Annotated in this window: 21 protein-coding genes and 1 pseudogene; 9 read left to right on the plus strand and 13 right to left on the minus strand. The window is 64.9% G+C overall.

What is annotated here, in order from left to right; genetic code table 11:
- From HAV18_RS38935 to HAV18_RS38950, 4 genes are all read right to left on the minus strand, one after another.
- Positions 1 to 207: hypothetical protein (locus tag HAV18_RS38935; protein WP_208102298.1), on the minus strand; the 207-nt coding region annotated here is incomplete at its 3' end.
- Positions 208 to 316: 109 nt separating this feature from the next.
- Complete coding sequence (locus HAV18_RS38940; protein ID WP_166966194.1) at positions 317 to 859, minus strand: carboxymuconolactone decarboxylase family protein; 543 nt, start codon at positions 857 to 859, stop codon at positions 317 to 319.
- 139 nt (positions 860 to 998) lie between these two features.
- Entirely contained in the window at positions 999 to 1,220 is a 222-nt protein-coding gene (locus HAV18_RS38945; protein WP_166966196.1) for a hypothetical protein, read from the minus strand.
- A gap of 63 nt (positions 1,221 to 1,283) precedes the next feature.
- A complete protein-coding gene (locus HAV18_RS38950; protein WP_347814802.1) occupies positions 1,284 to 1,547 on the minus strand; it encodes an HPr family phosphocarrier protein in 264 nt (87 codons plus the stop codon).
- A gap of 358 nt (positions 1,548 to 1,905) precedes the next feature.
- Here HAV18_RS38950 and HAV18_RS38955 point away from each other — a divergent pair, with 358 nt between their 5' ends.
- A complete protein-coding gene (locus HAV18_RS38955) occupies positions 1,906 to 2,250 on the plus strand; it encodes a zinc ribbon domain-containing protein YjdM (protein ID WP_021158207.1) in 345 nt (114 codons plus the stop codon).
- Positions 2,251 to 2,293: 43 nt separating this feature from the next.
- Positions 2,294 to 3,130, plus strand: a complete 837-nt coding sequence (locus HAV18_RS38960) for a spermidine synthase (RefSeq protein ID WP_166966198.1) — start codon at positions 2,294 to 2,296, stop codon at positions 3,128 to 3,130.
- A gap of 43 nt (positions 3,131 to 3,173) precedes the next feature.
- Here the strand turns inward: HAV18_RS38960 and HAV18_RS38965 are convergent, their stop codons facing one another.
- Together HAV18_RS38965 and HAV18_RS38970 are read right to left on the minus strand one after the other, a co-directional pair.
- Positions 3,174 to 3,359: a ribbon-helix-helix protein, CopG family gene (locus tag HAV18_RS38965; protein WP_021158209.1), complete on the minus strand. Its 186-nt coding sequence runs from the start codon at positions 3,357 to 3,359 to the stop codon at positions 3,174 to 3,176.
- A gap of 86 nt (positions 3,360 to 3,445) precedes the next feature.
- Positions 3,446 to 4,204, minus strand: coding sequence for a YoaK family protein (locus HAV18_RS38970; protein ID WP_166966200.1), 759 nt, complete (start codon positions 4,202 to 4,204; stop codon positions 3,446 to 3,448).
- Between the two features lie 251 nt (positions 4,205 to 4,455).
- On the opposite strand from HAV18_RS38970, the gene HAV18_RS38975 reads away from it, so the two are divergent.
- Together HAV18_RS38975 and HAV18_RS38980 are read left to right on the plus strand one after the other, a co-directional pair.
- Positions 4,456 to 4,806: a hypothetical protein gene (locus HAV18_RS38975; protein WP_041492597.1), complete on the plus strand. Its 351-nt coding sequence runs from the start codon at positions 4,456 to 4,458 to the stop codon at positions 4,804 to 4,806.
- A complete protein-coding gene (locus HAV18_RS38980) occupies positions 4,803 to 5,015 on the plus strand; it encodes a twin transmembrane helix small protein (RefSeq protein ID WP_006489184.1) in 213 nt (70 codons plus the stop codon). Before HAV18_RS38975 ends, HAV18_RS38980 begins: the two co-directional genes overlap by 4 nt.
- Positions 5,016 to 5,220: 205 nt before the next feature.
- Here HAV18_RS38980 and HAV18_RS38985 read toward each other — a convergent pair.
- Positions 5,221 to 6,285, minus strand: a pseudogene (locus tag HAV18_RS38985) (IS3 family transposase).
- Positions 6,286 to 6,767: 482 nt separating this feature from the next.
- On the opposite strand from HAV18_RS38985, the gene HAV18_RS38990 reads away from it, so the two are divergent.
- Positions 6,768 to 7,787, plus strand: coding sequence for a GyrI-like domain-containing protein (locus HAV18_RS38990; protein ID WP_166966202.1), 1,020 nt, complete (start codon positions 6,768 to 6,770; stop codon positions 7,785 to 7,787).
- Between the two features lie 25 nt (positions 7,788 to 7,812).
- Here HAV18_RS38990 and HAV18_RS38995 read toward each other — a convergent pair whose 3' ends face one another.
- On the minus strand, positions 7,813 to 9,963 hold the full coding sequence (locus tag HAV18_RS38995; protein WP_166966204.1) for a hypothetical protein: 2,151 nt from the start codon (positions 9,961 to 9,963) through the stop codon (positions 7,813 to 7,815).
- 916 nt (positions 9,964 to 10,879) lie between these two features.
- Entirely contained in the window at positions 10,880 to 11,800 is a 921-nt protein-coding gene (locus HAV18_RS39000) for an AraC family transcriptional regulator (protein ID WP_166966206.1), read from the minus strand.
- 139 nt (positions 11,801 to 11,939) lie between these two features.
- On the opposite strand from HAV18_RS39000, the gene HAV18_RS39005 reads away from it, so the two are divergent.
- On the plus strand, positions 11,940 to 12,905 hold the full coding sequence (locus HAV18_RS39005; protein ID WP_166966208.1) for an SDR family NAD(P)-dependent oxidoreductase: 966 nt from the start codon (positions 11,940 to 11,942) through the stop codon (positions 12,903 to 12,905).
- 152 nt (positions 12,906 to 13,057) lie between these two features.
- Here HAV18_RS39005 and HAV18_RS39010 read toward each other — a convergent pair whose 3' ends face one another.
- Together HAV18_RS39010 and HAV18_RS39015 are read right to left on the minus strand one after the other, a co-directional pair.
- Positions 13,058 to 14,362, minus strand: coding sequence for a HipA domain-containing protein (locus HAV18_RS39010; protein WP_166966210.1), 1,305 nt, complete (start codon positions 14,360 to 14,362; stop codon positions 13,058 to 13,060).
- Positions 14,352 to 14,636, minus strand: coding sequence for a helix-turn-helix domain-containing protein (locus tag HAV18_RS39015; RefSeq protein WP_166966212.1), 285 nt, complete (start codon positions 14,634 to 14,636; stop codon positions 14,352 to 14,354). The genes HAV18_RS39010 and HAV18_RS39015 overlap by 11 nt, the downstream gene beginning before the upstream one ends.
- Positions 14,637 to 14,936: 300 nt before the next feature.
- On the opposite strand from HAV18_RS39015, the gene HAV18_RS39020 reads away from it, so the two are divergent.
- From HAV18_RS39020 to HAV18_RS39030, 3 genes are all read left to right on the plus strand, one after another.
- Complete coding sequence (locus tag HAV18_RS39020; protein WP_166966214.1) at positions 14,937 to 15,407, plus strand: hypothetical protein; 471 nt, start codon at positions 14,937 to 14,939, stop codon at positions 15,405 to 15,407.
- Between the two features lie 280 nt (positions 15,408 to 15,687).
- Complete coding sequence (locus HAV18_RS39025) at positions 15,688 to 16,905, plus strand: acyl-CoA dehydrogenase family protein (RefSeq protein WP_166966216.1); 1,218 nt, start codon at positions 15,688 to 15,690, stop codon at positions 16,903 to 16,905.
- Between the two features lie 30 nt (positions 16,906 to 16,935).
- Complete coding sequence (locus tag HAV18_RS39030; RefSeq protein WP_166966218.1) at positions 16,936 to 17,085, plus strand: hypothetical protein; 150 nt, start codon at positions 16,936 to 16,938, stop codon at positions 17,083 to 17,085.
- Positions 17,086 to 17,141: 56 nt separating this feature from the next.
- Here HAV18_RS39030 and HAV18_RS39035 read toward each other — a convergent pair whose 3' ends face one another.
- Entirely contained in the window at positions 17,142 to 18,329 is a 1,188-nt protein-coding gene (locus HAV18_RS39035; protein ID WP_166966220.1) for an LLM class flavin-dependent oxidoreductase, read from the minus strand.
- A 305-nt stretch (positions 18,330 to 18,634) separates the two neighbouring features.
- Complete coding sequence (locus HAV18_RS39040) at positions 18,635 to 19,819, minus strand: porin (RefSeq protein ID WP_166966222.1); 1,185 nt, start codon at positions 19,817 to 19,819, stop codon at positions 18,635 to 18,637.
- Between the last annotated feature and the right edge of the window lie 422 nt (positions 19,820 to 20,241).

Here is a 20,241-nt window from a genome sequence, read left to right on the forward strand (position 1 = left end):
CCCGACGAACAGCCCGACGAACAGCCCGACGAACAGCCCGACGAACAGCCCGACGAACAGCCCGACGAATAGCCCGACGAATAGCCCGACGAATAGCCCGACGAATAGCTCGACGAATAGCTCGACCAACAGCTCGACCAACAGTTCGATGGCCGCCGGCGCCGCGGGCTTTCCGATTCCCCCGGCAGCGCCGTGGCCGTCATCCATGCGGTGCGCCCGTCGCGGCAACAGGGCCGGCAACGGGCGCGGTCGAAACGGTGGCGGGAGCCGGCAGCGGGACCGCATGCCGTCCCGAACGCCCGCACTGCCGCGATGCTTACTTCACGGGTGGGAAATCGACGACCGTGTCGTTGATGCGGTTGAACGTGTTGGTGAAGATCGTCAGTGCGATCGCGAGCGAGATTTCCGCGAGTTGCGTGTCCGTGTAGCCGGCTTCGCGAATCGCCGCGAATTCGTCGTCGGTGATCGTGCCGCTCGTTCGTTGCAGGTTCAGCACGAAACGGATCAGTGCGTCGCGCTTCGCGTCGCCGGTGTTCGGCTCGCGCGAACGGATCGCGCGCAGTGCGTCGGCCGACAGGCCGGTCATCTTGCCGAGCAGGTTGTGCGCGGCGACGCAGTAGTCACACCCGGTATCGGCGCTGACGAGCAGCTTGATCGTTTCGAGATCCTGCCTGGAGAGTGTGCCGCCGGCGAGCACACCTTCGGCGTTGAGCACCGCCGCGAGCGCGTTCGGCGCGAGATGGCCGACGGCGGCGAACAGGTTGGGGACGGTGCCGCCGGCGACCTTGCGGACTTGTGCGTACACGTCGGCAGTTGCACCGGTGGCGGTTTCGATGGCGGGGATGGCGATGCGGCTCATGACTGGCTCCTTGATCGGAAAGTGGGCACCCGTTCGTTCGGGGTGACTCCACTTTAGAAGCGCGGAGCGATCCTCATAAGGCGGAAAATCGCCATTGTGATGCTCAAAAGGATCAAGCTGATTCGCTGCCGCTTGCGATCTACTTCCGGCTTTTTAGGAAAGTCCGCCCTTCGGGCGTGATCGACGCGCCGGAGCGGCCGTGTGCGGAATGGCTGACGAAGCCCGCGCCGACGAGCTCCCGCGCGATCGACCAGCCGAGCGCGGGCGCATCGCGCCCGTAGCGGACGTCGGCGAGGCGCTCGAGCGCCCAGATGGCAGAGGCCGACAGGTTCGGGGTGTTGGACGTGAAGTTGTCGCTCATCGCTTCCTCGTGAAAAGGGGATTCGGGGTGGGCGGGATGCCGTGACGTCGGGTGGTGCACGGGTCAGCGGGCCTGGAGCACGGGCAGCAGCGCCTGCAGTGCCGCCTGCTCGTCGGGGCCGGTGGCCAGTACCTGCGCGGACGTGCCGCCGTGCACCTGCAGCGCCGCGACGGCGGCGCTGTCCTTCGCATCGCTGCTGATCCCGTTCGCGATCAGCAGGATGTCGCTTTCGAAGCCGCGCGCCGCGTCGACGGCTGCTTCTCGTGCGGCTCCGCCGCGGTTGCGGTTCCAAGCAGGGCCGATTTCAACATACACAACGGTTGCCACGATGTCGGAAAGCCTCTGGACGGGGGAATCGGTGTGTGGCGCCGGGCCGGCAATACGCCAGGCACGTGTGAAATACGCTTTCCGGCACGACTCAGGGGCGCCGGCAGCGAGGCCGGGGTGTGTCATCCTGCTTGGATGTGCCGGCATTCTCGGTGAAACGGGGCGCAAGTCCGGCGAATTGCGCGAAAGCGGTGATTATAATACAGCGTTTAAGATATGTGTATTGCATTATAATGTCGTGTGCGCCGATGGCGGCCCGCCGATCCGTCGGCGCGCGCCGCCAGGCCGGCCGGGCGACGCTGCCAGGCTCACCCGGCATTTTTATCGACGATCCACCTCCTCCTGAATGGAAGCTGCAATGAACGCCGCCCCCGCCTGCCCGCAATGCGCGATGGAAAACACTTACCCGGACGGCACGCTGACCGTATGCGCGGACTGCGGCCATGAATGGTCGGCCGGCGCCGGCGCCGAAACGGGCGACGAGCCGGCGGGCGACGTCGTCAAGGACGCAAACGGCAACGTGCTGTCGGATGGCGACTCGGTCGTGCTGATCAAGGACTTGCGCGTGAAGGGCTCTTCGATCACCCTGAAGATGGGAACCAAGGTCAAGAGCATCCGGCTCGTCGGCGGCGATCACGAGGTCGACTGCAAGACCGACATGGGCGGCTTCATGCTGAAGGCCTGCTACCTGAAGAAAGTCTGAGCGCTCACACCCCGATCGACCGTTCGCAATCGACTGCCCACCCATGGCCGAGGAACGAATTTCCTACGACGCGTTCGTCAGGTTCCTGGCGACGCCGCTGAACGACGGCCGGCCTTTCGTGCTGGAGACGCAGCACGCGCTTTCGCTGCACTTCGACCATTTGGGCACGCAGAGCTTCATGTCGCTGCGGGATCCGGGCCGGCTCGAGCTCGGCTATACGCGCGTGATGATGGGCTTTCTGTTGCTGCAGCCGGTGCCCGCGCACATCTGCATGCTCGGGCTCGGCGGCGGTTCGCTGGCGAAGTACTGTTACCGGCACCTGCCCGGCGCGGCGATCGACGCGGTCGAGATCAACGCGGACGTGATTGCGCTGCGAGACGTATTCAGGATTCCTGCCGATGACGGCCGGTTCACGGTGGTGTGCGCCGACGGCGCGGATCATCTGGAAAGGACGGATGTCAGGACGGACGTGATCCTGCACGACGCATTTGTCGCGGACGGCATGCGGGGCCGGTGTACGGGTGCCGCATTCCTCGCGGCATGCCGGGCGCGCCTGAGCGAAAACGGCGTACTGGCGATCAACTTCATGGACGACGATCCGGCGTTGCCGCAGCATCTCGAGCAACTGCGAGCGGTGTTCGGCGCCTCGTATACGCTGGTGCCGTGCGGCGACGACAACAACTTCATCGCGTTTGCGTGGAAGAACGGCAACCGGCTGCCGTCCTTGCGTATCCTGCTCGAACGCGCACTTGCGTGCGCACAGGCCGGCGAGCTCAAGCTGGCGGCCACGGCGAGGCGGATGAAGGCCGGCGAGGGCGTCGAGCCGCGGCGGCTGGTGCTGCGTGCGCAGCCGCACGGGCGGTGGGAGATCGGCGCGTAACCGGCACGTAATCGGCACCGCGCGCGTGGCCGGGCGGCCGCGCTTACTTCACGCGCTTGCCGAGCGCGCTCTTGGTCTTGTACGTCACGCCGTGACGGTCGAGATACTCGCGGATCAGTTGCCGCACGACTTGCGAAGGCGTGAGATCCTGCTCTGCGCAGAGCATCTCGAAGGCTTCCTTCTTCGCGGGGTCGATCAGGACGGTCAGGCGGGCGGTTTTCGTTTCCATTGCGAGGCGAGGGTGGTCGGTATGTTAATCAAATTATAATCGATCAGCCTGCTGCGCCGCTGCCGGAAACGCTGCCGGATGTGCGATCAACGCTTGCTTCGGAGCAGCACGAGCAGGTCGTCGATCACCGGTACGATCGCGAGCGTGACGAGCACCGCGGCGAGCGGCACGGTCGATACGTAGCCGGCATGCTTGAAGCCGATCGCGCCGGCCAGGCCGCCGATGAAGAACGATGTGAGCATCGTGGCGTGAATCCGCAGTTTCGAACGGTTGGCGACCACCGCATGCGCGTCGACGTCGATCGCCGCCCGGTTCCAGTAGAACAGCTTCCCGAGCTCGATGCCGAGGTCGGTCACGATGCCGGTCATGTGCGTCGTGCGGATCTCCGCGCCCGACAGCTTCGTGATCGTCGCGTTCTGCAGCCCCATGATGAAGCACAGCAGCGTCACCGTCACCGGCACGAAGAAGGTTTCCCACAGCGCGAGGTGGCTGCCGAGCAGCCCGAACAGGAGCAGCAGCGCGGCCTCGACCAGCAGCGGCAGCATGAACTGGCTGTGCAGGCCGCGGCGGCGGCCCCAGTTGACGAGGATCGCCGAGCAGCTGGCGCCGATCAGGAACGACCCCAGCGAGCTGATGCCGGCCAGCGCGAGCCGCACGTCGCCGAGTGCTGTCTGGTCGGCGATCGCCGATACGATGCCGCTCATGTGCGACGTGTATTGCTTGACCGCGAGGAAGCCGCCGGCATTGGCCGCGCCGGCGACGAACGCCAGCGAAAACCCGAGCTGACGGTTCGCGGTCGCGCTGCGGTGTTTTCCGGTCAGGTTTCGAAAATACTGCGCTGGCATAGGGGCTTCGCTCAATCGCCGCGGATCGCGGGCACGGACGTGACGAGCGGTGCCGGGCAGCAGGGCGGGCACGCCACCTGCGCGCAGGCACCGGGTCTCTCGAATCATGTGACGAACATGATAATGCCATTATCATACTCTGTTGGCCCGATGGGGCTTTCAGTACAATGTCATGCGGCGCGGCCTGACGGCGAATTCGCTGCCGCATTGCCGCGCCGCCCGCGTTTGCGATCACTTCTGCCTACCGTTTCATGACCCCGATCAAGTTCATTCTTCGCTACACGGCGATCCCGTTCACGGCCATCGTGGCCGTGGTGATCTGGACTGTCATACCATCGTCGAAAGAGATCGATGCGAGACAATACGCGGCGCTGTCGCGCGCGTACGCGAGTTTCCCGCTGCCGTTCCGGCGCGAGATCTCGGAAACGATGGACCACGGCCGGATCAACGACCGGCGCTACCAGGCGCTCGTGCGCGATTCGCTGGGCAATGGCGTCGCGCTGGACTGGCCGGCGTCGGGCGTCGGCGAACTCGCCGACGAGCGGCAAAAACTGGCCGAACTGATTCAGGCCGATTCCGATCTTCAAGGGCATCACCAATGAAAACTCTGCTGGTTTCCGTGGCATTCGCGATGATCATCGCAAGCCTGATCTTCGCGCTGTATTTCATGAATCACGATCGCGGCAAGTCCAAGCGGATGGCATGGTCGCTCGCGGCACGCGTCGGGCTGTCGGTCACGCTGTTCCTGTCGCTGCTGATCGCTTACAAGCTGGGCTGGATCGAGCCGACGGGGTTGCCGATCGGGCGCTGAACGACGGACGCCCCGTTGCATGCGGGGCGTTTTCACAAACTCAAGTTTGAGTCTTTGATCAGGCTATTGTGATAAGAATACTTATCCCGACAGCGCGACCAGATCGAAGAGCCAGGAATTTGGACAACGCTCGACCATCAATTTCCTCGCTGCGACAGGGCGGCGAGCAGTTGACGACTGACCCGCGGCGGAATTTTGTTGCCAGTCAAGCAGTGAGTCGCATGTCGATATTATCGGACGCCAGCCAAGCTCGACGGACCGTGGCCGGAGGTTGGTAGCGGGGAGCTATGCGGGCGTCGCTCGTTGTAAAGCTGTCGCCACTGCTCGATGAGCACCTTGGTTTCGGCGCGGATGCGGAACCATTCGCGATTCAGCAACGCGTCGCGCAGCTTGCCATTGAAGCTTTCAACGAAGCCGTTTTTCCATGGGCTACCGGGCGTGATGAAGGCCGGGCCGATAGACGCATCGCGCAGCCAGCGTATGACGCGGGCAGCGGTAAATTCCGCGCCGTTGTCCGACCGAATGAGCGCCGGCTTGCCATACAACCGCATCAACCTCGACAGCACCAGAATCACGTCCTGCGAGTGCAGGCTGGCGCCGACCTCGATCGCCAGACATTCCCGCGTGCATTCATCGATTACGCACAGCATCTTCAAGACCTGGCCGTCCACCAGCTGATCATGGACGAGGTCGTCGCTCCAGACCGAATTGGGCCACGTCGCACCGGGCAGGCGAATGTCGCTGTCGCAGCGTCGCCGGCGCGGACGCCGTCTCGGAATGCTCAGCTTCAGGGCTCGCCACAGGCGACGCACCCGCGACTCGCCCAACGACAGCCAGCCGAGATACGGCGATACCCAAAGCGCGGCACCTCCCGAGACGCCGCGATCAACTGCTCGCCCAGAAGCCGATCTTTCTCTGGCTGCTTGGGTTCATAGGCCGGCACCCGGCAACTCAACCCCAGGTAACGACATGCCTTGCGTTGTGACAGCCCCCGCCGGATCAGGACTTCCAGCGCTTCGCGCCGGCCCGTCGGGGTGTTCTTTTTTTCGGCTGAACGCCTTCAGACCATCGATCACCAGCAGTTGCTCGGCGACCAAGCGCTTGAGCTGCTCGTTTTCCGATTCAAGTTCTTTGAGCCGACGGACTTCAGCCACATCCATGCCGCCGAATTTGTTTCGCCAGCGCTAGAACGTTTGCTCCGTGATGTTGTGCTGCTTGCACAGATCTTTTACGGCTCTTCACGGCTCTCGGTTTCCCGAGGAATACGGATGGTGTATCGCTTCTTCGTCGAGTTCTCCTTGCCTCCAGGATAAGAGAACTCACTTGCCGTTTGGCTACACGATCCATCTCAGGTCACATCCCCGTGATTTCAATGCAGATTACGACGGTAGCGCCATCCAGGCGTGACAATGACTAGCGGTCGCCGATCCAATATTATTTTCAATAAAATCAGATAGTTTCTGTCTGGTCTTTTTGTGTCGCTTGAGAAACGGTCTGGAGGGGATTGTCCGGCTGTCAGGTGCCTGGACGGGCGTCATGTGGCATGTTTGGCATGTGTTAATTGATAAATTAATCGGTGCAACGGTGGTGGCTTTAATTACGGTTTACGGCAATGCCGGAAATATTCCCCGGCTCGCCAACGTATCTGTATACCATTGTCGGATATACATCGAACCGCACTCCTGGTGAGTGTGCAAATTGATTCAGATTCAATAGCGCCACGCTCTCCCCACCTCGATCGCACCGGATGCCATGTCGACCTGTCTTGCCGCCGCAGTCGATCCGGAACTTCAGCGCAAACTTGTCGACAGCGAAAGGTCGCTGCTGCATGTCAATCCCGCCGCAGCCGGCGTGGTATCGACAACGCGCACCCCGCCGGCCGTGCTCGACGACTGGCGCGTACTTGCAGCGGTGCGCTTCATGGAGCAGCACCTCGATGCCCGGATGCGACTCGAGGATATCGCCGCCCGGGCGGATCTCAGTCCGCATCACTTCCAGCGCTACTTCAAGAAGCTGTTGGGGCAGTCGCCGGCCGCCTATCGCCGCCGTATCCAGCTGGAGCGTGCCGCCCTGCATCTATGGATCACCGGCCATCCGGTGATCGATATCGCGTTCATGGCGGGATATGCGAGCCACGAGGCGTTCGTCAGAGCCTTCCATGCCCAGTTTGGGCGCGTTCCGTCGGAGTACCGCAACCATGCTCGCCAACAGGTCAGTTTTCCGACTGGCGAGGAGCGGGGACGCGTGGCGGAAATCCGGGTGTGCGAGCAGCAGCAGGTTCCGTTGCTGGCGATGCGTTTTTATGGACCGTATGCGAGTGTGGAAACGCACTGGCAACGGTTCGTGGAACGCCTGCACGTATTGGGGATCGCACCCGAACGGTTCCAGGCGATCGGCATTGCGTACGACAGTCCGGAGATCGTGCATAACGCATTTATCCGCTATGACTGCGCGATTGTCACGTCCGATTACGATCATCGCCGTTCGGGCCTGGCGCGACTGCCGTTCAGAGCAGGAGCCTACGGAGTGCTCTCGCACGATGCGCCGTACGACCGGATATTTTCGACCTATCGCGTATTGAGCACCGCTTGGCTGCCGACGATGGCGGACGAATTGCGCATGGAACTCACCTGTGTATACGAGTGTTACCGCGAACCGCCGTGGTTGAATGTGGGCGGTTCGCAGCGCTTCGATCTGATGCTGCCGGTTGCCTGGCTGCGAGCACCGCCGCGACCCACAGGTGCACGCGCCAGGACCGGAAACGTGGTTTAGCCGCCGACCACGGGAACGCAGGCTGTCACGCGGTCACGCCTGAAACGGCGCTTGTGCCGGCCTGGCCGGCTTCGCCGAGCGCGCGGGAAAACTCGATCACCGAGAGATCCTTCACGCCGCCAGGTATGCCAGGTGTGTCGTCGTTTCTTCCACACATGAAGAGGGTTAGATTCGACGCTCCCGTCACGATGCTGCCCGCCCCGTAACGAAAATGCGGGTCCCTGATCTTCGTCCGGTTTTCCGCCAGGACATGCCGGTTCGACAGCAACGTTATCGCGCGCTTGTCGAGGTCGATGCGGTACAGACCTGCCCAGTCGTCGATCGCCTTGGGGTTCAAATCGCTGCCCTCCAGATCGCCCGCCAGACTCAGCAGATAGAGCGAACCGTCTTCGGCCCTCAGCAGATTCATGTTATCCGAGCCGTGCTCCGTTCGCGCCTCGAACAGCGGCTCGAGCGCGAATTCGGGGTCGTCGAGAAGACAATTGTTGCTGAGATAAAAATGGACGTTCTTTGACTGGTTGATCGCGACAAGGTATCGCAGATCGTCGAACGAGCCGACATCGACGACTGCGATCGACGCGACACTGATACCTGGTTCGAGCAGCGCCGGCATGCGGATCGGACGATGCAGGTCGCTCAGACCGCCAAGCCAGAAGATGTTCAGGTAGCTCGAGCCCGGATCGGTGGCCGGCCACACGCGCTCCACTTCGACAAGCAGGTAGTCTCCCACCAGTTGACAGCCACCCGGATGATTCCACCAGTCCGGCTTCGTCGTGGTTCGAAGCTCGCGTCGTTCGACGGCCGCGTCGCGATTCACGATACGGATTTCTCCGTTCGGCTGGGTGATGTCGCGGGAGTCGTGGGTGAGAAGATCGAACTGGTTCCAACGGGCCATGCCCTGATAGTGGCTAATCCCGAAGTCGTATTCCATGTGGGTGTACCTATGCCGATAGACGCCGGAGCTGTCGATGTTCAGCCGCTCGAAAGCCTGTCTCGGATCGGTCAGCCGGTTCGCGGAGAGCCGCCCCGTGTCGGAGCTTTGCGCGAGGCTGCGGCCGTCGTTGTGCCAGAGGCCGCCGGGCACGTCAGTCCGGTTGTCGCACCACATCACGACGCGCGGCTCCTGATTGTTGTCGATGCCGAGCACCTGAAGATTGCCGTCTGCGCCGCCCGCGAGCCTGACGGAGATCGCCTGCGTCGATGCGGGTTGCGCTTTGGGCGTCTGCCACTTGCCGTCACCGTCGGTCCACGCGAGCGGCAGTGCGCGACCGCCGCCCTGGACGCCGACGAGATACGCTCGCTTGCCGAACAGGATCGAATGCATCGCCACATAGTTATAACCTTGCAGCGTGACCGGCGTGAACTCCTGGTGCCAGTTACCGTCAGCGTCTTGACGGGAAATCCTGACGATCTGTCCTTGGTTCGTTAGTCCGAAGACATAAAGATTGTGATGAATGTCGTGCTGAACGAGGATCTCCCGATAGGACGCGCCGGCGTTGGAGCCGAGACGCTGGTTGCGCTCGCCCACCGGATTCCATTGGTGCGAGCTGTCCTGCCACGCGATCAGGTAGGCGAAGCCGTCCGTTGCGCCTATTCCGACCAGTTGCGGAAGATCGTAACGTCCGCTGCCGCTACCGACGCCCAGCTGAAGTGTCCGGTACTGCCGTTGACGCGTCAGTGGCTCGTTGCCGCCTGCGTGCCAGCTACCGTCATTCGACTGCGTGACGGCAAGGTACGGAAGCCGGTCACGCTGTCCCAGGCCGATGACTTGCAGACCGTTGGTGCCGGGCCCGCAGGCTAGCTGTTCGACGTAACCGCGATCGGGGCCCAACGGGCCAGCCGCATAGCCGCTGGGCGCTCGCCACTCGCCGTTGTAGTACGCCGCCAGGTAAAGGCGGTGCGTGGACGAATCGGTGCCCAACGCCTGGAGATATCCGCCGTTGCCCGCTACGAGCTGAATCTGACCGTACGACCGCCCGCCGGCGAAGGCGAGCGCGTTGTAGCTCGGCATCATCCACGCACCGGACTGCGCCTGCCACGCGTAGCCGTAGAGTCGCCCGGGCGACTGGGGATCGTTGCCGATTCCGATCAGCTGGACTATGAAAGGGTCATGGTCCGGCCGGTCGCCGAACGAACCCGCCGTTAGACTGACCGCGGTGGGGAATTGAGTGCGCATGTCTTTCTCCTTGGCAAAGATACGGTGAGCACGTGGAGCTGTGGAGCGCGCCACCTGCGATGCCGTCGAGCGGACGCGGGGCGTGTCGGTCGCGAATCTATCAAGCGGTTGAGGGCGCGGCTTGATAATTCTTGCGATCCGTATCGGGCCGGGCAGCGCGTATGCATTGCGGGTACCTTGATACTGCAGCCGGGTCTCGTTGGTGGATGCCTGAAAACAGGCATGGACCGCACGCGGGTGACCATCCCGCTGCTGAAGTCCGTCATCTGTCTGGCTTCAATCCGATTCGGCGGCGCGGCGGCGGCAGCCTTTGTACTCGCCTCGGCCGGTGGGGCTTGGTGGCGGCTGCGGCCCCTGTCGGCTGGTGGTCGTGGCTGGCCAGGCCGGTCCCCAGGAATGCCGAAGCCGGCGGTGGCCTGATGGTGGCTGTGATCCACCCCTCTATCGCGCTGGCCTCCACTGTCGGTGGCGTCCTGTTCGACGGCAGCGGATATCGAGGCACCTTCGTGGCGAGTGCCGTATTGCTGGTGGTCGCCGCTGTCCTAGCGCTCTTTACCTCGCGGGCCGCAGTGCCGCAGGCCACCTGATGGCCACACGCCGACCCAGGCGAAGTACGTGATGACTGCGCATGACGCACGTCGTCGGCTACTTTGTGTTGGAAGCGGCTTTCAGCGCGTACGCGGCCGGAAGGTCAGAGGAGGGTCGCAAAGAGCCCTTCAGGCGGCTCGACAACAGCCACTCGGTGTCGCGCGTGGCTGTTTGCAGACATCGCAGAACGGCACGATAACGAGATATTTTCCTTTTTATTCCGACGGTGTTGATCCGAATGAATCCCATCGGGGGATGGCAGCAGCGCTTGCGTGACTGAAACGGGTGTTGAGCACCAGCAGAAGCGGTCGCATCCCGTGCGACGACGCTAGCCGCCCGACTCGCTCGTGATGTCGTGGCGATAGGCGCGGGGAGAGCAACCCGCGATGCGCTTGAACGCGTGTCCGAACGCGCTATCCGAGTCGTAGCCGAGCATTTGCGCAATCGCCGATATCGATGCGTTCGAGCGTCGCAGTTCCCGCATCGCGAGTTGCACGCGCCAGCGCAGTACATACTCGAGCGGCCCGAATCCCAGCCGCCGCTTGAAATGCAGCGCGAACGTCGAACGCGATACGTGGCAGCAGGTCGCGAGTTCGTCGACCGTCCAGCGTCGCGCGGGCTCCGCATGAATGGCGACCAGTGCCGTGCTCACCCGGGAATCCGCGAACCCGGCGAGCCATCCGACATCGCTGTTCGCGCCGTCGTCCACGTAGCGGCGCAGGATCTCGACCAGCATCATGTGACCGAGATGTCGAACCATCAACGACGCCCCCGGCGATGGCTTGCCGAATTCATGTGCGAGCCGCTGTAGCGCCCAGCGCAACACCGCCGCCTGCTCGGAGTCGCCGCTCACGACCACCACGGGCGGCAGGCTGCCAAGCAGCAGCGGCATGCCTTCCTCGTACGAGAAGCGGCCACCGATCAGAAAGCAGTTCACGGGTTGGCCATAGTGCGCGATGCCGCGTTCGAGGTTCCGGTACACGTCGGCGGCAGGGACCGGCATCACCGATGGATCGCTCGCCAGCGAAAATGCCCGCGGCGCTGCGAGCAGGAAGCAGTCTCCCGTGCGCAGCCGGATCGGCGCTCCGGCGCCGTCGACGGTCAGCCAGCAACTCCCTTCTACAACCGCATTGAACTTGATTCCCTCGGGCGGGGGAATGGCAACCGCCCACGGGCCGCCGGCTCTCAGGCCGGTGAAATACGAGTCGCGCGTTTCCAGCAGCGACAGCACTTCCGATAGGGGATCCACGCTCAAGCTCCGGACGATCTCGACGAAAAACCGGATTCTATTGCATTCACAGTCCGGGGGCGTCGCCGGAAAATGGCCTCGTGCAGTGACGCGACCGACAGGCGGGCGCGTGCTTCACGCATCGTTCCAGGAGCCTTCGATGACGAGCAGGCAACACCCCCTTCATTCCGGATTCGGCGCCGCATCGACGGCAAGCGACGTACTGGCCGATCTCGACCTTCGCGGCAAGACCGCCATCGTCACGGGCGGCCATTCGGGTCTCGGCCTGGAAACGACGCGCGCACTGGCGCAGGCCGGTGCGACCGTCGTCGTCGGCGCACGGCACGTCGATGCCGCGCGCGACGCAACGCGCGGGATCGACGGTGTGGAGATTGCGGCACTCGACCTCGCCGATCTCGCGAGCGTGGCCGCATTCGCGGCGCGGTTCGTCGATGCGCGGCGCGACGTGGACATCGTCATCAACAGCGCGGGCATCATGGCGTGCCCGGAAACGCGCGTCGGCGACGGCCGGGAAGCGCAGATGGCCGTCAATCATCTTGGCCATTACGCGCTCGTCAACGGGCTGTGGCCCGTGCTCGCGCAGGGCGGCGGCGCCCGCGTGGTCGCGGTGTCGTCGCTCGGGCACCGGCTGTCGCCGATTCGCTGGGATGACGTCCAGTTCGCACACGGCTACGACAAATGGCTCGCGTACGCGCAGTCGAAGACCGCCAACGCACTGTTCGCGGTGCAGCTCGACGCACTGGGCGCCCCGTTCGGTGTCCGCGCCTATTCGCTGCATCCGGGCAAGATCGCGACGCCGCTGCAGCGTCACCTGACACGTGAAGAGATGATGGCGCAGGGCTGGGTGGACGAGCACGGCGTGCCGGTCGATCCGACTTTCAAGACGCCGGCCCAGGGCGCCGCAACCCAGGTATGGGCGGCAACGTCGCCGCGCCTTGCGGCGATCGGCGGCGTCTATTGCGAGGATTGCGACGTCGCGGTCGTCACGCAGGGAAACGAGGAATCGGGCGTGCGGCCGCATGCGATCGATCCGGAGGAGGCGGCGCGTCTGTGGGCGTGGTCCGCTAAGCTCACCGGAATCGATGCCTTTGCGGCGCGCCGCTGACGCAGGCGTCGGTACGAAACGATGCGTCGTGGCCTGGCGCCGTACGATATCGTCAGGTTTCCGTACGAAATCAGAGGCGCCGGACAGGCATTTCGCGCGCCGACCGTCATGACATCGCGGCTGGCGCGCGAGCGCCGGGGGCCGGCAGCCAGTTACCCGCGCCCCTGCCGCAGCGCGCGGCCCATCTCCGCGATCGGCATCGAGACGATCGAGTTCAGCAGGCGCATTTCCCCGGCATCGGGGCGCGCGACCTCGCGCACTTCGTCGAGCGTCTGCGCGACGCTGCGATCGAGCGGTTCGAGAAAGCGCAGCAGCTCGTTTTCGGCTGCCTTCTCCCTGAGCCCGAGCGCGTTGCCGAACGCGACCAGCGCGCCCGTGTCGATGTCGGAGAAGCGCGTCGCGGCGCCGAGCGGCATCGTCAGTTCGCAGTGCGGCCAGTGATCGCCGCGATGATCGGGCCGGTGCGTGGGCGTGTGATAGACGACCGTGCTGACGATGTCGTAGAACGGCGCAAGCCGGTAGCCGCGCGCGTCGACGAAGAACGACAGGTTCTTCAGGTGCGCGTCGCCGTTGCCGACCACCACGTTGAAGATCGTCCAGCGGAACACCGACAGGCGCGCCAGCGCGCGCGTGCTGGTCTGCCCGATCGCGCGGCCGAGTTCCTCCGCGTTTGCGCGCTGGTACTTGAAGCCGCGATCGTAGTTCAGCAACTGCATCGTATCGATCGTATGCAGGCGCGTGGCCGGCTCCCATGCCGTATCGCGGTCGAAGCGGTCGATCACGTAGCACGCGGACGGCACGCGCAGAAAGTGCACGTCGGGCACGTCGAGGCCCATCCGCTTCGCGAGCTTCATGCAGAAAAACTCGTTGATCGCCGAATGCGGATAGCCGGCGGCGCGCATGTCCGGCTTCAGCAGGTGCATCGACGGCTCGCTGCCGACCGGTTCGAACAGCGTGTAGTCCGGCGCGTCGCCGTGCAGGATCAGCAGCAGCTTCTGCTGTGCGCCGGCCGCCGACATGCGCTTGGGCGCGGTGGCCGTCAGCGCGCGCTCGGGCATCGCCTGGATGCGGCGTTCGAGTTCGTCGAGCGGGAGCGGCTGCATGCTGCCGGTCGCTTCCTGTTCGCCTTCCGCGAGCAGCGTGAGCGCACCGGCCGATTCGCGCCCGAAGTACGCGAGCAGGCCCCAGGCGTCGGCGGCGTCGACCCTGGCCTCGCGCGCAAGCGACGTGCGCATGCCTTCCTCGGGCAGCAGGTTGTCGAAGAACCACTGGACCGGGCGATCGGTCGAGGTGTCGGTGAACGTGCCGGCGCGCAGCGGGAACGCGGGTGACAGCGGGTACGCGCGTGGCGAAGCCAGCCACTGGGCGTCGTACGTGAACGACCAGACGCCTTTGTCGTCGGCCAGCGTGCCCATGCGCAGCCCGTTCGCGGATGCGGTCAGCGTTCTACTCGCCATGGCGGCTCCTGCGGCGTTGCGCGGCCTTCAGGATGTTTTCCGCCGAAATCTCGATGGACGATTGCGCGAACAGGCTGATGCCCAGTTCGCCGAGCAGCAGCAGGATCTTGCCGACTTGCGCGGTGGGTTTCCCGGCTTCCACCTGGCTGATGAATTTCGGCGAAAGCCCCGTGGCGTTCGCGAGCGCGTCACGCGTGAACCCCTGCTGGAGCCGAGCCGCGCGGATGAGGTTGGCGAGTGCGCCGATCGTGCTGACAGGCAGGATCTCCTGCATGACGTCCTCCGTGCTTCGTATCTGATCGGGAACAGTATTGCACAACTCGCTGGTACGGGCAGCAATTCGTATCCGTACGGAAACGAATTTCTCGTATGGGCAACGGAATGTCTGTTTCGTTCCCGATCGGGAACCAGATGTAATGAAACGACGATCGGCGGCATGTTCGTATCCGAACGGATACGCGATGGAGCGACTGAATGTCCCGAAGGCGGCCCGGGGCAGCGCACGTCGCCATGGTTGGAATGACCGCCGCACATCCGTTCATTCCGTGGCCCGCTACCGGGCCGACATGCGCCCATGACCCTGCAAGAACTCGAAAAACTGATCTGCGCCGGCGTGCGCAAGCGCGGCATCGACGAGCCGGCCGGCGTGGTCAGCCTCGGCTACCGGTATGCGCGGCTCGGTACGCAGATCCTTTACGACGGCAAGATCGTGACGAAGCCCGGGCGCGTCGACGTCGAGACCGCGCGCGGTGTCTTTCACGACATGCTGATCGACGCCGACGGTCACGTGCTGTTGGGAAAGAACTACCGCAAGCCGTTGCCGGGGATCGACGCCCGAAGCCTGCGCTTTCTGAACTGGGCGTTCGCGGTCGACGACCAGCGCGTGTACTACCGGACCAACACGAACCTGGCCGTGTGCGAAGGCGTCGACCGTGCGAGCGCGGAGATCGTGCCGCCGATACGCATCCGCGACAAGCACGGGCTGATCGACATCCGGTATCCGGAGGGCGCCGTGCACGTACCCGCCCCGTCGACTGAGTCGTGACGGTCGTGACGGTCGTGATCGACCGGGTTCGGGTTCGCCACGCGCGACCGTGCTGCTCCGGGGCATCGCGCGACGGCTCGACGGCGCAATGACGTAATGACGCAATGACGCGATCGCGCGCGACCATTCCCGGCGCACGCATAACAAAAGCTGAAATCGGTTTTTCACGCGCGCCGGGGGCGTCCCTATACTTTGCGGTGCCGACCGTGCGCCGGTTCGCGGATGCCGCGATTACGCCGCGCGGCGGCATTCCCGAACTTTTCGTACAAGGAACCACCGAATGACCGCCCGTGATGCCGTCGATCCGCGCGACGCGTTGCGCGATGCGCTCGCCGCACTCCCCGATCTCGCGAACGCGATCGGGCACGATGCCGCGCAACGCGAGGCGCGTCGCGAACTGCCGTTCGAAGGGTTCGCGATCTTCCGGCGCTCGGTACTGGGCGTGCTGCGGATTCCGGTCGCGCGCGGCGGCCTCGGCGGCACGCTGGTCGACCTGTTCGACACGATCGCGACGCTGGCCGCCGCCGATTCGAATCTCGCGCACGCACTTCGCATCCACTACGACCAGATCGAGACGCTGCGGCTGTCGCCGCGCACACCGTTCAACGATGTGCAACTCGAACGGGCGCTGGCCGGCGCGATCTTCGGCGGCGCGTCGACCGAGCGCGGCACGTCGCGGCCGGGCGAGAACACCACCGTGCTGCGCCGCGACGGTGAGCACTATCGCGTGACGGGGCGCAAATACTATTCGACCGGCACCGCGTTTGCCGATTTCGCGCGCATCAACGTGGAGAACGAGCAGGGCGACGCGGTCGCCGTGATCATTCCCGTCGCGCGCGACGGCGTGCAGGTGCTCGACGACTGGGACGGCATGGGCCAGCGCATGACCGCGAGCGGCAGCCTGCTGCTCGACGACGTGCAGGTGTTCGCGGACGAAGTGGCCGCGCGCGACGGCTCGACGCTCGTCGGCCGCCATTGCGGCGCGCTGCGCCAGCTGCATCTCGTTGCGACGGGCGCAGGCATCGTGCGCAACGTGGTTGCCGATGCGCGCCGCTATGTGCTCGCGCACGGCCGCCCGGTGCTGCACAGCCCGGCACCGACCGCGCGCGACGATCATTTCATCCAGCAGATCGTCGGCGAGCTGTCCGCGCACAGTCACGCGATCGATGCGCTCGTGCGCGAAAACGCGCGGGCGCTCGACCGTTCCGCCGACGCGATCGAAGCCGGCGACGCCGATGCGGATGCCCTTGTGCTCGACAGCGCGCTCGCAACGGCACGCACGCAGCTCATCGTCAGCAAGCTCGCACTGCATGCGGCGGAGCGGCTGTTCGAAGTCGGCGGGGCATCCGCGACGGCGCGCGAACACAACCTCGACCGGCACTGGCGCAACCTGCGCACGATCTTCAGCCACAACCCGTTGCTGCATAAGGCGCGCGTGATCGGTGACTACGAGCTGAACGGCGTGACGACGCACCTCACCGAGGGGCGCGTGTTCTGACCCGGTCGTGTTGCAACGGTGAGGGCCGCAGTGCGCGATGCGTCCGTGGCCTGTGTCAGCGCCGCGCGGAATCTGCGCACGATCTTCAGTCACAACCCGTTGCTGCACAAGGCGCGCGTGATCGGCGACTACGCGCTGAACGGCGTGACGACGCACCTCACCGAAGGGCGCGTGTTCTGACACCGGCCGTGTCGAAACGATGAGCGCCGCGGCTTGCGAAGCATCAGGTGCCCGCGTCAGCGCCGCAAGCCGGCGTCGCGCAGCAGCGGCAGCACGCGCTCGCCGAAGAAGTCGAGGTCGGGCTTGAAATCGTAGAAACTCAACTGGATCCCGTCGATGCCAGCACGGTGCAGTCGCACGATGGTGTCTGCCACTTCCTCCGGCGAACCCGTTATCGAAATATTGCCGCCGATCGCGCGTGCCGCGGCCTGCGCACGTTGCTCGAAGCCGCCGCGCCACGCATGCGCGTCGCTGTCGAAGCGGTGGAAGCTGCCTTCGTCCGCATGGGCGACGATCGCGTCGCGATACGCGCGCGCTTCGGCCGTCGTCTCGCGGCAAATCACGAGCGGGTTGAGCAGCGTGCGGATCGTCCGGCCGCGCGCAGCGGCGGCGGCCTTCACGCGGACGGTATGCGCGGGCAGGGCGTCGATCGCGCGTTCGGCGTCGGGGCCCGCCGGGCTCGTGACGAATACGATGTCCGAATAGCGCGCCGCGAACTCGATGCCCGCGTCGGAGCCGGTCGCGTTGATCAGCAGCGGGCGGCCGTAGCGCGGCTTCGGCGTGACGAACGCGCCGCCCAGCCGCCAGCTCGATAGTGCGGGCGTATAGCTGAAGTTGTCCGGTTGCGCCCACAACTGCTGGACGGCATCGAGGAACTCGGCGGCCATCTCGTAGCGCCGGTCGTGTTCGATCCGGTTCCAGCCGAACATCTCATGCTCGATCGCGCGGTGGCCGGTCACGACGTTGATGCCCCAGCGCCCGCGCGAGATGTGATCGAGTGTCGCGGTGAACTTCGCGAAATGCAGCGGGTGCCACGGCCCGTACAGCACGTGGTTCGTCGCGACCAGGATGATCCGTTCGGTACGCGCGGTCAGTGCGGCCAGCGTCATGAACGAGTCGAGCGCGTGGCCGTCGAACACGCCGCCGTAGCCGCCTTTCGGCAGCCACTGCGACAGCGCGAACACGAGATCGAAACCGAGCGCCTCCGCGCGCGCGACCAGCTCGGCGTTGTAGTCGAACGTCCAGTCGGTCGTGCGCGGCAGCGTCGACGCGCTCCATCCACCGGCCTGGATCGGCAGGAACAGCCCGAGCATCAGCGGCTGCGCGAGCACGCGCGACACAGGGCTGTCGGAGAAATCCGCCGGCGAACGGACGTCGACGAACGGCGACGACGCGACCGGAGTGGCGAGGGCGGTGGCGCTCATGATGGCTTCCTAGCGGGTTGGGCACGCACCGCACAAGAACGGCAGGCATGTGCGGCGGCGAATCGCCCGGGTCCGATGCCCGATGCGCCGGCGAGCCGGCGCAGTGCCGCGCGCCGGCTGCTGCGCGGCGCGCGGGGAGGGAAACGGGAGTCGGTCATGGTCGAACGCGTATCGCACGCGGGGGGCCGCGCACGGAGAAAAGCACATTCTCGGCAACCGGCTACGGTGCGGCAAACAACGATTCCCGCTTTGCTTATCGTGCCAACGGCGCTGGTTACGCCGCACCGCGCCCGATGCGCGTGCCGTCAGAACTTCACGCGCAGCCCGCTGACGAGTGCGACCTGGCGGTTCGTCGAGGACGCGCTGCCGATGTTTGCGATCGCCGCGATCTTGCGATAGCCGCCGGACGTCGCCGTGCTCGCATCGCCGGCCGCGAGCTGGTAGATGCCCGACACGTAGATGTCGGTGCGTTTCGACAGCGCGTAGTCGAACCCGAGCGTGAACTGGTGCCAGCGCGGCCTCAGCGTCTGGCCGCCGGTGCCCGGCAGGCCGCTCGCGCGGCCGTCGGTGAACGTGTAGACGCCGATCAGCGTGGCGGCTGGCGTGAGCTGGAAGCGCGCGTTCGCGTCGTAGTTGTTGAACTTGCGCGACGAGCCGTCGACGTAGTCGAGCTGCGTGTGGCTCCACGTGAAGCCGAGCGTCGCGCGGCCGAGCGCGTAGTTCGCGCCGACGGCGCCGATCTGCTGCTTGAGCACGCCGCCGTTCAGCCCGTAGAAGAACGCGCCGCTGTAGTCGTTGCCGGTGGTCGAGGTCGCACCGCCCACCGCGCCGCTCGTGTTCGACGTCGCGTTCGGGTGATTGAGCCGCACGTAACCGCCGCCGACCGACAGCGGGCCGTTCACGTAGTTCGCCGACACACCCCACGCGTTGTTGTTCGAGAAGCCGCTACCCGCGCCGCCGTTCGCCTGGTTGCTGAACGCATAGAGCAGGTCGGCCGTGAAGCCGGCGATCGTGTCGCTGCGGAATTTCACTGCGTTGTTCAGGCGGAAGCTCTGGTTCAGGTTGTCGTTGTCGCCGACGTGCGTGGCCGGCGACCAGAAGCCGGACCCCGAGTACTGTGCGACGAGATCGGTGATCGGCTCGTACTGGCGGCCGAAGGTCAGTGTGCCGATGCCCTTTTGCGCGACACCCACGTACGCGGAGCGGCCGAACAGGCGTCCGCCCTGGCCGAGCCCGCCGTCGCTCGGCCGGAACCCGCTCTCGAGCGTGAACACCGCCTGCAGGCCGCCGCCGAGATCTTCCGCGCCTTTCAGGCCCCAGCGGCTGCCGCTCAGCTTGCCGCTCGTCTGCTGGATGTTGCTCGCGCCGCCCTGGTTGTTCGTATAGGCGAAACCGGCATCGACGACGCCGTACAACGTGACCGAACTCTGAGCATGCGCGCTGACCGAACCGATCGAAATCAAACCCAGGACTACTGTTTTTTTGATCATGAATTTCCTCTGTTTTTATGGATACGACTGTGAGGAGAACGATGCTATTGGTAGCGGGTGCCCTGCTGAACGTTCGATCCGTGGTTTGTAAATCGCGGCATCGCCGATTTGTAATGTGCATTGCCGCAAGCCCGGCACGTGCGTCGCAATCGCGGCCGGCATGCATGCTGCGGCGAACGCACCGCACGAACGGCGAACGCCGGCGCCGGCAACTCGTGGCCGCCGTCATATCGATCGATGAAATCGTTCGATGACCGCAATGCCTGCGATGCAACGGGCGATGCTTTTACGCAACGGTCGTCTGGGCGGCGCGCGATCGATGCGCTACGCGCGCCGGCATATCGATTTCGCAAAACGTTGGTAGGGCGGTGCGGCGCGCGACGGTACAGTCGGGCATCCGGCCGCGGGCCGGCCTGCTCCGG

Origin of the sequence: Burkholderia sp. D-99 (assembly GCF_011605345.1) — a bacterium.
In the GTDB taxonomy this organism is placed as follows: domain Bacteria; phylum Pseudomonadota; class Gammaproteobacteria; order Burkholderiales; family Burkholderiaceae; genus Burkholderia.

Bases quoted from the DNA above. Each gene is read 5' to 3' on its own strand.
- HAV18_RS38940 (WP_166966194.1), bottom strand. From the start codon at position 859: ATGAGCCGCATCGCCATCCCCGCCATCGAAACCGCCACCGGTGCAACT.
- HAV18_RS38945 (WP_166966196.1), bottom strand. From the start codon at position 1,220: ATGAGCGACAACTTCACGTCCAACACCCCGAACCTGTCGGCCTCTGCC.
- HAV18_RS38955 (WP_021158207.1), top strand. From the start codon at position 1,906: ATGAACGCCGCCCCCGCCTGCCCGCAATGCGCGATGGAAAACACTTAC.
- HAV18_RS38960 (WP_166966198.1), top strand. From the start codon at position 2,294: ATGGCCGAGGAACGAATTTCCTACGACGCGTTCGTCAGGTTCCTGGCG.
- HAV18_RS38965 (WP_021158209.1), bottom strand. From the start codon at position 3,359: ATGGAAACGAAAACCGCCCGCCTGACCGTCCTGATCGACCCCGCGAAG.
- HAV18_RS38970 (WP_166966200.1), bottom strand. From the start codon at position 4,204: ATGCCAGCGCAGTATTTTCGAAACCTGACCGGAAAACACCGCAGCGCG.
- HAV18_RS38975 (WP_041492597.1), top strand. From the start codon at position 4,456: ATGACCCCGATCAAGTTCATTCTTCGCTACACGGCGATCCCGTTCACG.
- HAV18_RS38980 (WP_006489184.1), top strand. From the start codon at position 4,803: ATGAAAACTCTGCTGGTTTCCGTGGCATTCGCGATGATCATCGCAAGC.
- HAV18_RS38990 (WP_166966202.1), top strand. From the start codon at position 6,768: ATGTCGACCTGTCTTGCCGCCGCAGTCGATCCGGAACTTCAGCGCAAA.
- HAV18_RS38995 (WP_166966204.1), bottom strand. From the start codon at position 9,963: ATGCGCACTCAATTCCCCACCGCGGTCAGTCTAACGGCGGGTTCGTTC.
- HAV18_RS39005 (WP_166966208.1), top strand. From the start codon at position 11,940: ATGACGAGCAGGCAACACCCCCTTCATTCCGGATTCGGCGCCGCATCG.
- HAV18_RS39010 (WP_166966210.1), bottom strand. From the start codon at position 14,362: ATGGCGAGTAGAACGCTGACCGCATCCGCGAACGGGCTGCGCATGGGC.
- HAV18_RS39015 (WP_166966212.1), bottom strand. From the start codon at position 14,636: ATGCAGGAGATCCTGCCTGTCAGCACGATCGGCGCACTCGCCAACCTC.
- HAV18_RS39020 (WP_166966214.1), top strand. From the start codon at position 14,937: ATGACCCTGCAAGAACTCGAAAAACTGATCTGCGCCGGCGTGCGCAAG.
- HAV18_RS39025 (WP_166966216.1), top strand. From the start codon at position 15,688: ATGACCGCCCGTGATGCCGTCGATCCGCGCGACGCGTTGCGCGATGCG.
- HAV18_RS39035 (WP_166966220.1), bottom strand. From the start codon at position 18,329: ATGAGCGCCACCGCCCTCGCCACTCCGGTCGCGTCGTCGCCGTTCGTC.
- HAV18_RS39040 (WP_166966222.1), bottom strand. From the start codon at position 19,819: ATGATCAAAAAAACAGTAGTCCTGGGTTTGATTTCGATCGGTTCGGTC.